This is a genomic window from Enterobacter cloacae complex sp. R_G8, assembly GCF_024599795.1.
GTDB classification, from domain to species: Bacteria; Pseudomonadota; Gammaproteobacteria; order Enterobacterales; family Enterobacteriaceae; genus Enterobacter; species Enterobacter dissolvens.
The window spans coordinates 1,980,495-1,992,663 of sequence record NZ_CP102246.1 but is presented as its reverse complement, the minus strand read 5'-3'; the positions used below and the strand labels follow the sequence as shown (position 1 = coordinate 1,992,663).

The following is a 12,169-nucleotide window of genomic DNA, read 5'->3' as shown; positions in this document are numbered from 1 at the left end:
TAAAATGTCTGGCCGCGCGAGCGGCCAGAGAGAGGATTACAGCTGGGAAAGGCGCTGCAGCATCTGATCCGATGCCGACACCGCCTTACTGTTGATTTCGTAAGCGCGCTGCACCTGAATCATGGTCACCAGCTCTTCCGCCACGTTGACGTTGGAGATTTCCACGTAGCTCTGCTTCAGGGTGCCCGCACTCTCCATGCCCGGGTTCAGCTCGTTCGGCGCGCCGGAGGACTGGGTCTCTTTGTAGAGATTGCCACCGATGCTTTCGAGACCCGCATTGTTGACGAAGGTGGTCAGCGTCAGCTGGCCAATCTGCTGTTCTTCCGCCTGACCCGGCACCTTCACGCTGACAATACCGTCACTGCCGATATTCAGTTTGGTGGCATCCTGTGGGATCACGATCCCTGGCTGGATCGGGTAGCCTTCGGCATTCACCAGCTGCCCGTCCGGGCTTTTCGAGAAGTGGCCGTCACGGGTGTAGGCGGTGCTGCCGTCCGGCATCTGCACCTGGAAGAAGCCTTCACCTTCGATGGCGACATCGTACTCATCCCCGGTTGGGTTCATGTTGCCCTGGGTGTGAATACGCTGGGTGGAAACCGGACGCACGCCGGTGCCCAGCTGCAGACCGCTTGGCAGAGTGTTCTGCTCGGTCGCCTGCGCGCCAGGCTGACGCATGTTCTGATAGAGCAGATCCTGAAACACGGCGCGCTGACGCTTAAAGCCGTTGGTGTTGACGTTCGCCAGGTTGTTGGAGATAACGTCCATATTGAGCTGCTGTGCTTCCAGCCCGGTTTTTGCGATCCATAAAGAACGAATCATAGTGACTCCTTGCGCGGCCTTAGCTCACGCTTAATAGCTGGTTGGCCTTCTGGGCGTTTTCGTCGGCGGTGCGGATCACCTTCATGTTCATGTCGAAGCCGCGGGAGTTGGCGATCATCTGCGTCATGGCCTGTACCGGGCTGACGTTGCTGCCTTCGATGGCCTCCGGCGTCAGGCGCAGGGTTTCGTCCTGCGCCAGCATCTCGCCGCCCGCGGTGCGGAACAGTCCGTCATCGCCGTGAACCATGCTGTTCATCTCCGCGTTGACCAGCTTGAGGCGACCCACCGGCACCAGCATCGTCGGGTCATCGCCCATGCCGAGCGCCGAGACGGTACCGTCGCTGCCGATGGTGACGTGCGACTGCGGCGGTACTTCCAGCGGCCCGCCGTCGCCCATCAGCGGACGGCCGTTGACGCTGAGCGCCCCATCCTGATCCACCTCGATAGCGCCGTTGCGGGTGTAGCCTTCGCTGCCGTCGTCCATCGCTACCGCCAGCCAGCCGTTCTGCGGCAATGCCACGTCGAGGCTGCGGCCGGTATGGGTAATCGGCCCCATGGTGGTGTCGTGAAACGGCGTTGACTCCGCCACCAATGCGCGGGTGCGCAGGCTTTCCCCTTCGATGGGTACGGAACGAAACGCCGCCAGCTGGGCGCGAAAGCCTGCGGTGGAGCTGTTTGCCAGATTGTTTGAGGTGACCGCCTGGCGGTTGAGCGCCGCATTGGCGGCACTCATGGCGGTATAGATAGCGCGATCCATCGTTCAGCCTTAACGCAGGTTAACCAGCGTCTGCAGCACTTCAGACTGGGTTTTGATGGTTTGTGAGTTGGACTGGTAGTTGCGCTGGTAGACGATCATGTTGACCATCTCGTCGCCCAGGTTCACGTTGGAAGATTCCAGCATGCCGCCTGTGATATCGCCAAAGCTGCCAGTACCGGAGGTACCGAGGAACGGCTGGCCGGACTGCGCCGTCTCAGCCCACAGGTTGTTCCCCTGCTGCGCCAGACCGCCCACGTTGGCAAAATCGGCCAGCACTACCTGCGCCACGGTCTGACGTTTGCCATTGCTGTAGATGGCGATCACTTCGCCGGTGTCGCTCACTTCATAAGCGTTGAATTTACCCGGCGCCTGACCGTCGATCTCTCCCACCAGGACCTGCATATCCCCGGCATTTTGGGTGAGTCCCGTCAGATCCAGCTTAAGCTCCAGTGCTGCCGAGCCATTATAGGGTTTGCCTTGGACGGTCATTTCCGCCGCACCCACGATATTGCCGCTGGTGTCAAAACTCAGATCAATGTTGACCATACCATCAGAAGAGGTGGAGTCCTCGGCATACGCTTTCCATTGTCCTTCTGCCGTATGGACAAAATAGACTTTAACCGCGTGCTTATTCCCCAGGCTATCGGTCGCCTGAATTTCGCTGGTGTAGTTGTAGGTTTTATCGTCATCCTTGTTGAAGGCGTCGGTGATGATCTTTTCATCTGACTTCAGGTTACCCTTCAGCGTTCCGTTCTCAGACGCCGCCGCAGGCATATCGTCTTTAGGAATTTGAATCGGTCCCACCTGGGCACCCGGGTTAATCACGCCGTTTGTCGCCTGGTAGCCGGTTAAAAGCATGCCGTTTGTTTTGTTGATAATAAACCCGCTCTCATTCTCCTTAAACTGGCCGTTGCGCCCGTAGAACACGCTGCCCGCCTCGTCGACCATGCGGAAAAAACCGTTGCCATTGATCATCATATCCAGCGCCGAACCGCCCGTCGCGGGTCCGCCCTGGCCAAAATTCTGGTCCACACCCGCAACCTGTACCCCCATCCCCGTCGCACCCGCGAAGATATCGGCAAATGACACGGAGCCTGCTTTAAACCCCACGGTCTGTGAGTTGGCAATGTTGTTGCCCACCACGTCCAGCGCTTTTGCTGCGGCACTCAGGCCGCTAAGACCTTGTGAAAAACCCATAATTAATTTCCAGAAAGTAAAAAAGATTATTTTTGAATGACGTAAACATCGCCCATCGAAATCGGATCGTGGTCCAGCAGGTGCAGAATCGGTCCGCTCGGACTCATGGTGACCCCCTTCACCTGCTCCTGAATCAGGCCGTAGACTTCCGGCTTATCGCCTTCTGCGTTACTGGCCGTAAAGGAGAGGGTATATTCGCGATCGCGCGGCGGCCCCGGCTCAGGCTTGAAGTTTTCCAGATCGTCGAGGTTGTAGGTGTTCATCCCCTGCTTGACGTTTTTCAGCTCGGCGGTGTAGGCATTCCCTTCGCTGTCCTCCAGCGTGACGGTCACCGTTTCGGCATCTCCCGACAGGGCGAAGTGGAAATCGTCCGAACCGCCCGGCTGTTCCACCCCTTCCTGGGTGATGCCAATACCTGATTCGCCAAAGGAGACTTTCGCCTCCCCTTCGATCAGCACGCTGCGCCCTATCCAGGAGGAGGCGCTCATGCTGCCAAGCTGGACCATCATCGCCTGCACGCCGGCCACGGAGCTGTTGAGTTTCTCGACACCCGCCGCCATGTTGAACTGCGCCAGTTGTGAAGTGAGCTGGTTGTTGTCCATCGGGTTGGTGGGATCCTGGTTTTTCATCTGCGCCACCAGCAGCGTCATAAACTGGTTCGACAGATCCGCCGCGCTGTTGCCGGTACCGGTGTCACCTGCGCCGCTGTTGTTGTTAATCGAAGAGACCGCCATATTCGTCCTTACTGACCAAGCGTGAGTGTTTTCAGCATCAGGCTTTTGGCGGAGTTCATCACTTCCACGTTGGCCTGGTAGCTGCGTGAGGCTGAAATGGTGTTCACCATCTCGTTCATCACATTGACGTTGGGCATGCGTACATAGCCCTGTTCATCCGCCATCGGATTACCTGGCTCATACACCAGGCGATCCGGGGCGCTACTCTCCACCACGTCGCTGACCTGTACGCCGCCAATCTCCTGACCGACCTGGTTGTCGACCTGAAACACCACCTGACGGGCGCGGTACGGCTGACCGTCCGGCCCCGCCACGCTGTCGGCGTTGGCCATATTGCTGGCGCTGACGTTGAGGCGGCGGGATTGAGCCGCCATCGCCGAGCCTGAAATATCAAATACGCTAAAAAGCGACATCGTTTATTACCCCTGACTGAGCACAGTCATCATTTTCTTAATATCCGCGCCCAGGAACGTCAGTCCCGACTGATATTTCACGGCGTTATCCGCAAAATTGACGCGCTCACGATCCATATCCACGGTATTGCCGTCGGCACTCGGTTGGTCCGGTATGCGATAAAGCAGTTGACTGTCGTCAAACGGCATCGCTTTACCTTCAATATGCTTATTTGACGTTAAGGCCAGTGATACGGGTGATTTCGCCATGGTGTTATTTTCCATGGCGTTTTTTAACTGCTGAGTAAAATCAATATCTCGCGCCTGGTAGCCAGGGGTGTCGGCATTCGCAATATTTGAAGCCAATATATCCTGACGGCGCGACAGCAAACCTAACGCCTGCTGTTGAAAGCGAAAGGCGTCATCAAGTTTATTCATGACAACAGGACTCCTGTCTCGCGTTATTTAAACTGCGATAGTGTAGTCAGCACGGGTGAAATATCACACTGCGAAGACCCGACAGAAATAAGCCTATTTAGGGAAATAGAAATAATGAAGAGTGCGTTAAAACGTCGATGAATTTAAATGGCGACAAAAGTGTCATTATTTAAGGCAATAAAAGACCCGACTCTGCGTATATAATTTAGCCACCTTTTATAGAGTAAATTTTTTATTAAGGCAATAAGATGACGCTCCGATTATTCAGCACGGCGGTAGCCGTCTTGCTCTGTTCTGCCTCCGCTGCAGCCAGCGTGCCATCTGACCAGACGGCGAAGCAGCGCCTGATGCTTAAGCTGGACGCCCTGATCAAACAGCCCGAGAGCGGCAGCGAGATTGTGCGCACCGCGACCCTGCTCGCTACCCCGGCACAACTGGCTGCCGTGTGTGAGAACCCGGATCTGAGCCTGGTGGGGCGCGATAGTCGTCTGACCGGCAAACGCACGGTGCTGGCCCAGTGCGGCGCACGTCGGCACTTTTTGCCGGTGCGCATTAGCGCCCAGGGCACCTGGTGGATTGCCAGCCAGAGCCTGCCCGGTGGCGCGATTGTGCAGCGCAGCGACATTGAGCCCGTTACCGGCATTCTGGACAACCAGCCCGGCGGCTTAATCTTTAACGCCGACGCGATTATTGGTCAGCGCCTCACGCGCGCCATCGACGCCGGTAAACCGTTGTTAGAAAACCAGCTGCGCCAGCAGTGGCGGCTGCGTGCCGGGCAGACGGTGGACCTGGTCACCACCGGTTCCGGCTTTCGTATTCGCAGCCAGGGCAAGGCGCTGAATAACGCGTCGGTGGACGACGTATTGAAGGTAAAAACCTCGGGCGGACGCACCGTGAGCGGCAAAGTCGGTGCTGACGGACAGGTGATGATCATTTCTCAACAATAAATTTTAGGTTTTCTGTGAATCACCGATGAAAGAAGTATTGAGTATATAAATTGATTTGCGAGGACAACCATGAGCATCAACAGCAGCCAGACCACCGCGCCGATTGCGAAAATCGCCCCGACTCAGGATCTGCGCGCCCGTACGCAGCCTCAGGAACGTGACGCTGCCGCAACACGTTCAGACAAGCGCGACAATACGAACGTCACCCTGAGCGAATTAACCAAAAAGATCCAGACCGACGACAGCCGCGATGTGGATTACGCGCGCGTCAATGAACTTCGCGCCGCGCTGTCGACAGGTACTCTGCGCATTGAACCTGAGAAAATTGCTCAGGCGATGGTGCAGGACATGTTTCAGTTTTAATTGTTAACAGGCCCCTTATGGACAAGCTTTATCCGATACTCACGCAGATGAAAACGTCTCTGGATGAACTGGAGGCGATCATGATTGAAGAGGTCAATCAGCTCAACCGCACGCAGATCAACCCGGTGTCGCTGCAGGTGCTGGCCGACAACAAAAACCAGCTGCTGACGACGCTCCAGTATTACGACGACATGCGCCGCCAGCAGGAGCAGAGCTGTGGCACAGAAGCCCCCTACCCGGGGCTCGGTAAGCTGTTTGCCAGCTGGCAGCAGGTGCATGAGAAGGTGCGCAGCACCAAGGCGCTGAATCAAAAGGTGGAATCACTGCTGCAAAGTCATATGAAGAAAAATCAGCATATCCGCAAGGCTATCGACCATGTGGGTCATGCAAACGCGCTCTATGGCCCGGCAGGAGAATCCAGCCAACTGCCTTCTGGCCGCAAGTACAACATCAGTATCTGATCGTTCCTGTCTGCGTTGTCCTCTTTTGCCCACCTCTGGTGGGCTTTTTTTTGGAAAAAAGGCAGACCTGCACCAGAGGTAAAAACCGCACAGAACAATCCCCTCTCCCTTGAGGGAGAGGGTTAGGGTGAGGGGGGAGAATTTAAACAGCCGTGTAGGCTTTATTCATCGTGCGGGATTTACGCATGGCGGAGAGTTCGGTGCTGATGGTGGTCAGACGGCCCTGAATAGCCTGCGTTAACAGGGCGTCGTGCTCCAGCAGCGTCGCCAGTTGAGCGCTGACGGGCGCTTTGTTGTGCTGTGCCAGCAGGGTTAAATCGATATCACACAGCGTTCTCATTCCCATGGTGTACGCCACAGACTCGTCAAGAAACAGATCCCATTCGCCAACCTCAGCCTGCTGACGCAGCTTCGTGTTGCTGATAAGCAGTTCTTCAATCAGCGCGATGATGTCCTTATCCATGTTTCACCTGCTTTTGCTGTGGCGCAATGGCCTGCCAGGTTTCCGCCATGCCGGTCATCAGGGCGATGAGGTGCGGCAGCTTTTCGCCGGATTTGTTGAGATTTGCCTCCAGCAACGTGCGCGAAATATACTCGTACAGACTCTCCAGCTCTTCGGCGATTTTCCCGCCCTTCTCGTGGTCCAGCCCGGCGCGCAGGCCGTTGTCGATAATATTGATGGCGCGGGAAATCATCTCACCGCGTCGGGCGATATTGCCGGACTGGAAATAAATCTCCGCCCGCTTCATGGCGTTGATCGCCCCGTCGTAGAGCAGGACGATCAGCTGGTGCGGCGTGGCACCGGTGATCTGGCTGTCCAGTGAGACAGCGGTGTAGGCACTGTTGCCCGTTTTGGTGTACATCGTCAAATCCTGCCGGGCAGCGAACTGCCCGGTGTTGTTTGAAAGTTAAATCAAGCCCGCCAGAGAACTCTGTAATCGGGAATTCATGCTATTCATATCACTCATGGCTTTATCCAGACGCATATACTCTTTTTCTCTGCGCAGCATGGCCTCTTCGATACGTTTTTCAACCGCAGCAATCTGTTTACCGACACGGGTATCCTGCTCACGCAGCGACTTGAGGTTGACGTTAATCGCCCCTTCATCACGCGGAATAGAATCGCTGTCGCCGAGGTAGGTTTTAAACACATCCTCTAAACGTTCCTTAAGCCCCTGCGCCTCTCCCTTACCAAGAAACAGCGCCTCCACCTCTTCGGGGTTATTTTTCAGGGCTTCATCCAGCTTTTTATTATCGATGCTTAAAACCCCGAGGGTGCCGCTACGCTCCTCCCCCGGCTTCACCTCTTCAAACTTTACCGCGATCCCCAGCATCCCCAGTGACTGGATAACTTCGCTGGCCTCACCGTAGTTGCCGGATACGGTTGATTTGAGCTGGCTGCTCAAACGACGTAGCGTACCGTCACTGAACAGTGCGCCATTATTGGGATCCTGAATCGGCAGTGAATCCGAGTTGGTGTTATTATCAGGGGCTTTATATTTGGTTACAGACGCTGCCGTGTTGAGATAGGCATTATAATTTTTAACAAATTCTTCAATCAGACTCTTCACTTTCGACGTGTCGGCGGTGATCGCGAGAGTTTCTGGTTTGAACTCATCTTTACTGTCTTTTTCAGAGACTTCACGGAGTTCAAGCGTGATCCCGGTAATGGCATCGGTGATGGTATTTGCGCTGCGTTCAACCTTCTCACCATTGATACGAATGAGAGCGTTATCTGCAGGCGTCACCTGCGCAGGTTTAGTAGGATCATAGCCGGGTTCGCCTGGCTGATTAGATTCTGCCCCGGCAGATTTCAGCACATCGTTAAGTGTGTCATCACCTACAACCTCAATCTGCATCTCTCCGTCTTCACCTGTTTTTTTCGAGGTGAACACCAGTTTAAATTTATCGCCTTCGGCGGGCATCACCTGCGCTGTGACATCGCCGTTTTTGTCGTTCACTTTTTTGGCTATCTGAGCAAGAGAGGTTTCATCATCTTTCAGCACGACCTCCATTGTCTTTCCACCGGTCGTAATTTTCAGCGTACGCTGACTCACCGAGGTATCGCCAAGCTGTTTACTTTGGCTATCCTGTACCGAAGAGGAAAGCTGATGCGCCCTTGCCAGTCGTTCAACAATGACAGAATAGCTGTTGGGGATCGCCCCTTTACCTGCCGTTGCCTTGAAGGACTTATTATCACCAACGCTGACACCGTTAAAACCTTCTTCCTCCAGTTTTTCCATATTCTTTTTTAGGGCATCCAGCGAATTGCTAATACTGCCCCAGGCAGAAATCTTCCCCTGATAGCTGCTCTGCTTTTGCAGATAGGGGTTCAGTTTCTGCATCTGGCCTTCACGCTCTTTCGACAGCCATTCGTCAAAAGGTAAGCCGGACCCAACACCCATGAAATTAACAGCCATAAATCTACTCCGTAATAAATGATTATCCGATATTCATTGTCATCGGTAATTTCATCGATCAGTTTAATTTTTTGCATAATCGCGAACAATCTCATCAGGTAAAAAACACATACCTTTGCGCTTATTAATAGATTGATTTTACGATTCGAAGAAAAGACCACAATACTGATGCTATTTCCTTTAATAACAAAAAAGACAGAAAAATAATTTAGCCAATTTTTAATTCCTCCGATGAATGAGTTATGCGAGGCAACGAACGCATATCTCATACGTTAGTTATCAATTTAAAAGGATATCAATATGGCCCAGGTCATTAATACCAACGCCCTGAGTTTGATGGCTCAGAACAACCTGAATAAATCCCAGTCTTCTCTGGGTACCGCTATTCAGCGCCTCTCCTCTGGTCTGCGTATTAACAGCGCAAAAGACGATGCGGCAGGTCTGGCAATCTCTAACCGCTTCACCTCTACCGTGCGTGGCCTAACCCAGGCAGCGCGTAACGCCAACGACGGCATCTCCCTGGCGCAGACCACCGAGGGCGCACTGCAGGAAGTAACCGAGAACTTACAGCGTATCCGTGAGCTGACCGTTCAGGCGAAAAGCGACACCAACTCCGCAGATGACCGTGCGTCTATCAAAAAAGAGATCACTGCCCGTCTGGAAGAGATTGGCCGTATCTCCAAAACAACTAACTTTAACGGCGTCAACGTTCTGGACGGCTCCCGCGAATCGCTGACCATTCAGATTGGCGATAAAGATGGCCAAACTATTGATATCAACCTGCCGAAGATGGACCTCTCTTCCCTGGGTCTGGAAGCTTTTGGTAAAGACTTCGAAAAGATTATCGATGGTTCGCCGAAGGATTCTGAGTTTACAGTTGCGGGTACCGATCGTTCCACCACGCCAGCCGCCTTTGATGTCGGCCTCGGAACAGCAGCGCAATATACTTTAGATGCAACAGAAAAGGCTAAATTTGCTACCGCTGCTGGTATTGCTGTAGCCGATCTGGAAGTCAGAACGGTGGATGACGGCAAAGGTAATCTGCGTTTCTTTGCTATCGATAATAACAATAAAGATAAATCTGTCGAGTTAGATGTTTCATTTAAGGCCAATGCCGCCGGTACGGCAGCAGAACTGGATGGTGCGATTACCAAAAAAGATGCAATCACCGAGCTCGATAAAGATATCCTGAAAAATGGCGTTAAAACGCTAACCGATATTGAATCTGCAGGCGTTGGTAGCACAATTCCGGCTGTTGGCGGCGACGTAGAGCTGGATCAGGCTGCTCTTGACAAAATTTCACAGGACCTTTTTGCAGGCAAAGACGCAGCAACGTCTGGAATGCAAATATTCAGTGCCAAAGATGATGGCGGAAATACTAAGCTGTTTGCGATGGATAAAGACGGTACCATCACAAGCTTTACCTGGGATCCTGCGACAGCGGGTGGTACCGCTACAGCGGTAGCCGCAACAGAGCAGGAAAAGCACGCCATCCTGAAAGATTCTAGCCAGCTGCTGGATAAACTGGATAAAGCGATGACACAGGTGACCAACTTCACCGCCGATCTGGGTGCGATCCAGAACCGCTTTGGCTCTATCATCGCTAACCTGAACACCACGGTCATCAACACCTCTGAAGCGCGCTCCCGCGTGCTGGACGCGGACTTCTCCGTGGAAGTATCAGCCATGAGCCGCGCGAACATCCTGCAGTCTGCCGGTGTGTCCGTTCTCGCCCAGGCAAACCAGGTTCCGCAGAACGTCCTGTCCCTGCTACGTTAATCTGTATTGCCTTTATATCATTATGTTGCCCTCCCTTGCGGGGGGCTTTTTTATATCCCTATCTTGTCATTGAGGTAATACGCAAAAGGTTACCCACAAAATATTTCAGTGATTCCGTTTATCTCCGATGAAAAAAATATGCGCACACATTCACGCGTATTTTTATTGGCAAATGCCAGACAGCTTTAACAACTAAAAGGATATTGATATGGCCCAGGTCATTAACACCAACGCCCTGAGTTTAATGGCTCAGAACAACCTGAATAAATCCCAGTCTTCTCTGGGTACCGCCATTCAGCGCCTCTCCTCTGGTCTGCGTATTAACAGCGCAAAAGACGATGCAGCAGGCCTGGCAATCTCTAACCGCTTCACCTCTACCGTGCGTGGCCTGACCCAGGCAGCGCGTAACGCCAACGACGGTATCTCCCTCGCGCAGACCACCGAAGGCGCGCTGCAGGAAGTAACCGAGAACTTACAGCGTATCCGTGAGCTGACCGTGCAGGCGAAAAGCGATACCAACTCCAAAGATGACCGTGACTCCATCAAAAAAGAGATCACCGCGCGTCTGAGTGAGATCCAGCGTATCTCTGACACCACCAATTTCAACGGCGTTAACGTTCTTGATGGTTCACGTGAAAAGCTGACCATTCAGATCGGCGATAAAGATGGTCAGACTATCGACATCGACCTCACCCAGATGGATATCAAAACGCTGGGCCTGGAAGACTTTGACCTTGAGTTCTCGAAAATTACCGTTTCTATGGGCAAAGGTGAAGTGGAAGTGCCGCGTATTGGCGATACGCCAAGCGAGATTACTGGTCCCATCGACGTAGGCCTGGCCGAGGACTGGGCGTTTGAGGATGCCGACCTGACAACAATTGCCCAAAAGATCAATGCAGGTTATGACCAGAACGATATTGAAGTATATAGCGAAGGTACAGGGGCCGACCAAAAATTTTATATCAAAGATGTGAATGATGATGAAATTTATGTCGCAGACCTGACGTTCAAAGACGATACTGCGCCACCAACCAAATCGGTCCTGGATACAGTGACTCTCGATACCACCGCAGGTAAACTCACCACTCTCGAAAAAGATATCTTCGATAATGGTGGAAGCACGCTAAACGTCACCGCAGCCACCATCAAAGATGGCCTGACCAGCATCACCAACGACAATGGCGATAATGTTGACCTCACCGAAGATCAGATGAACGAAATCGCTGCCCTGTTTGGCGCAGATGCAACTGCAGCAGGCCTGCAGATGGAAATCTTCTCTGACGGTAATGATCATTACGCTGTAGATAAGGATGGCAACATCAAGAAGTTCTCCCTTGATAATGCAGACAGCAATAAAGTCGTTGAAGACACCACGGCAATCAGCGCGATTGATCAAAACAAGATCCTGCAAAGCTGGTCAACCACTACAGCCCCAGATTATCCAGACGTGGCCGACGGTCTGCTTAAGAAGCTAGACGATGCCATGACCCAGGTAACCAACTTCACTGCTGACCTGGGTGCGATTCAGAACCGCTTCGGCTCGATCATCGCTAACCTGAACACCACGGTCATCAACACCTCTGAAGCGCGCTCCCGCGTGCTGGATGCGGACTTCTCCGTTGAAGTTTCTGCCATGAGCCGCGCGAACATCCTGCAGTCTGCCGGTGTGTCCGTTCTCGCCCAGGCCAACCAGGTTCCGCAGAACGTGCTGTCCCTGCTGCGTTAATCTGCGTTACCACCTCACTATTATTACGCGCGTGACTCACGCGCGGTTGCCCTCCCTGGTGGAGGGCTTTTTTGTTTTTGTGCTCTGTGCGCATTGCCCGGCGGCGCTGCGCTTGCATGGGCCTACAAGGATCAAC

14 protein-coding genes are annotated in these 12,169 nt (G+C 53.4%); 5 read left to right on the top strand and 9 right to left on the bottom strand.

Annotated elements, in window-relative coordinates:
* Positions 1–36 precede the first annotated feature (36 nt).
* The 6 genes from flgG to flgB are packed head-to-tail and all read right to left on the bottom strand — an operon-like array spanning position 37 to position 4,337.
* Complete coding sequence (gene flgG / locus NQ842_RS09425) at positions 37–819, bottom strand: flagellar basal-body rod protein FlgG (protein ID WP_063412396.1); 783 nt, start codon at positions 817–819, stop codon at positions 37–39.
* Between the two features lie 19 nt (positions 820–838).
* A complete protein-coding gene (locus NQ842_RS09420; RefSeq protein ID WP_014832519.1) occupies positions 839–1,576 on the bottom strand; it encodes a flagellar basal body rod protein FlgF in 738 nt (245 codons plus the stop codon).
* Positions 1,577–1,585: 9 nt separating this feature from the next.
* On the bottom strand, positions 1,586–2,773 hold the full coding sequence (gene flgE / locus NQ842_RS09415; RefSeq protein ID WP_257256776.1) for a flagellar hook protein FlgE: 1,188 nt from the start codon (positions 2,771–2,773) through the stop codon (positions 1,586–1,588).
* Between the two features lie 26 nt (positions 2,774–2,799).
* Complete coding sequence (locus NQ842_RS09410) at positions 2,800–3,507, bottom strand: flagellar hook assembly protein FlgD (protein WP_163280580.1); 708 nt, start codon at positions 3,505–3,507, stop codon at positions 2,800–2,802.
* An 8-nt stretch (positions 3,508–3,515) separates the two neighbouring features.
* A complete protein-coding gene (flgC, locus tag NQ842_RS09405) occupies positions 3,516–3,920 on the bottom strand; it encodes a flagellar basal body rod protein FlgC (protein ID WP_014832522.1) in 405 nt (134 codons plus the stop codon).
* Between the two features lie 6 nt (positions 3,921–3,926).
* Positions 3,927–4,337 carry a flagellar basal body rod protein FlgB gene (gene flgB, locus NQ842_RS09400; RefSeq protein ID WP_014832523.1) on the bottom strand — a complete coding sequence of 137 codons (411 nt, stop codon included), beginning with the start codon at positions 4,335–4,337 and terminating at the stop codon, positions 3,927–3,929.
* Between the two features lie 248 nt (positions 4,338–4,585).
* On the opposite strand from flgB, the gene flgA reads away from it, so the two are divergent.
* The 3 genes from flgA to NQ842_RS09385 all read left to right on the top strand — a co-directional run bounded on the left by flgA (position 4,586) and on the right by NQ842_RS09385 (position 6,108).
* Positions 4,586–5,284, top strand: coding sequence for a flagellar basal body P-ring formation chaperone FlgA (gene flgA / locus NQ842_RS09395; RefSeq protein WP_118282889.1), 699 nt, complete (start codon positions 4,586–4,588; stop codon positions 5,282–5,284).
* A 69-nt stretch (positions 5,285–5,353) separates the two neighbouring features.
* Positions 5,354–5,647 carry a flagellar biosynthesis anti-sigma factor FlgM gene (gene flgM / locus NQ842_RS09390; RefSeq protein WP_014832525.1) on the top strand — a complete coding sequence of 98 codons (294 nt, stop codon included), beginning with the start codon at positions 5,354–5,356 and terminating at the stop codon, positions 5,645–5,647.
* A 17-nt stretch (positions 5,648–5,664) separates the two neighbouring features.
* Positions 5,665–6,108, top strand: coding sequence for a flagella synthesis protein FlgN (locus tag NQ842_RS09385; protein WP_118282890.1), 444 nt, complete (start codon positions 5,665–5,667; stop codon positions 6,106–6,108).
* A 142-nt stretch (positions 6,109–6,250) separates the two neighbouring features.
* On the opposite strand, the gene fliT is transcribed toward NQ842_RS09385, so the two are convergent.
* Genes fliT through fliD form a run of 3 tightly spaced genes read right to left on the bottom strand, consistent with a single transcriptional unit; the run spans position 6,251 to position 8,528 of the window.
* Positions 6,251–6,571, bottom strand: coding sequence for a flagellar protein FliT (fliT, locus tag NQ842_RS09380; protein ID WP_063425949.1), 321 nt, complete (start codon positions 6,569–6,571; stop codon positions 6,251–6,253).
* Positions 6,564–6,971 (bottom strand): flagellar export chaperone FliS, encoded by a 408-nt coding sequence (gene fliS / locus NQ842_RS09375; RefSeq protein WP_045292589.1) that lies wholly within the window; start codon positions 6,969–6,971, stop codon positions 6,564–6,566. The genes fliT and fliS overlap by 8 nt, the downstream gene beginning before the upstream one ends.
* A 45-nt stretch (positions 6,972–7,016) precedes the next feature.
* On the bottom strand, positions 7,017–8,528 hold the full coding sequence (gene fliD, locus NQ842_RS09370; protein ID WP_063425951.1) for a flagellar filament capping protein FliD: 1,512 nt from the start codon (positions 8,526–8,528) through the stop codon (positions 7,017–7,019).
* Positions 8,529–8,828: 300 nt separating this feature from the next.
* Here fliD and NQ842_RS09365 point away from each other — a divergent pair, with 300 nt between their 5' ends.
* Entirely contained in the window at positions 8,829–10,307 is a 1,479-nt protein-coding gene (locus NQ842_RS09365; RefSeq protein ID WP_063425953.1) for a flagellin, read from the top strand.
* Between the two features lie 208 nt (positions 10,308–10,515).
* A complete protein-coding gene (locus NQ842_RS09360; RefSeq protein WP_063425956.1) occupies positions 10,516–12,033 on the top strand; it encodes a flagellin in 1,518 nt (505 codons plus the stop codon).
* Positions 12,034–12,169 lie beyond the last annotated feature (136 nt).

What these genes read in the sequence shown, in the direction of transcription:
- flgG (WP_063412396.1), bottom strand. Translation starts at nt 819, where the DNA reads ATGATTCGTTCTTTATGGATCGCAAAAACCGGGCTGGAAGCACAGCAG.
- NQ842_RS09420 (WP_014832519.1), bottom strand. Translation starts at nt 1,576, where the DNA reads ATGGATCGCGCTATCTATACCGCCATGAGTGCCGCCAATGCGGCGCTC.
- flgE (WP_257256776.1), bottom strand. Translation starts at nt 2,773, where the DNA reads ATGGGTTTTTCACAAGGTCTTAGCGGCCTGAGTGCCGCAGCAAAAGCG.
- NQ842_RS09410 (WP_163280580.1), bottom strand. Translation starts at nt 3,507, where the DNA reads ATGGCGGTCTCTTCGATTAACAACAACAGCGGCGCAGGTGACACCGGT.
- flgC (WP_014832522.1), bottom strand. Translation starts at nt 3,920, where the DNA reads ATGTCGCTTTTTAGCGTATTTGATATTTCAGGCTCGGCGATGGCGGCT.
- flgB (WP_014832523.1), bottom strand. Translation starts at nt 4,337, where the DNA reads ATGAATAAACTTGATGACGCCTTTCGCTTTCAACAGCAGGCGTTAGGT.
- flgA (WP_118282889.1), top strand. Translation starts at nt 4,586, where the DNA reads ATGACGCTCCGATTATTCAGCACGGCGGTAGCCGTCTTGCTCTGTTCT.
- flgM (WP_014832525.1), top strand. Translation starts at nt 5,354, where the DNA reads ATGAGCATCAACAGCAGCCAGACCACCGCGCCGATTGCGAAAATCGCC.
- NQ842_RS09385 (WP_118282890.1), top strand. Translation starts at nt 5,665, where the DNA reads ATGGACAAGCTTTATCCGATACTCACGCAGATGAAAACGTCTCTGGAT.
- fliT (WP_063425949.1), bottom strand. Translation starts at nt 6,571, where the DNA reads ATGGATAAGGACATCATCGCGCTGATTGAAGAACTGCTTATCAGCAAC.
- fliS (WP_045292589.1), bottom strand. Translation starts at nt 6,971, where the DNA reads ATGTACACCAAAACGGGCAACAGTGCCTACACCGCTGTCTCACTGGAC.
- fliD (WP_063425951.1), bottom strand. Translation starts at nt 8,528, where the DNA reads ATGGCTGTTAATTTCATGGGTGTTGGGTCCGGCTTACCTTTTGACGAA.
- NQ842_RS09365 (WP_063425953.1), top strand. Translation starts at nt 8,829, where the DNA reads ATGGCCCAGGTCATTAATACCAACGCCCTGAGTTTGATGGCTCAGAAC.
- NQ842_RS09360 (WP_063425956.1), top strand. Translation starts at nt 10,516, where the DNA reads ATGGCCCAGGTCATTAACACCAACGCCCTGAGTTTAATGGCTCAGAAC.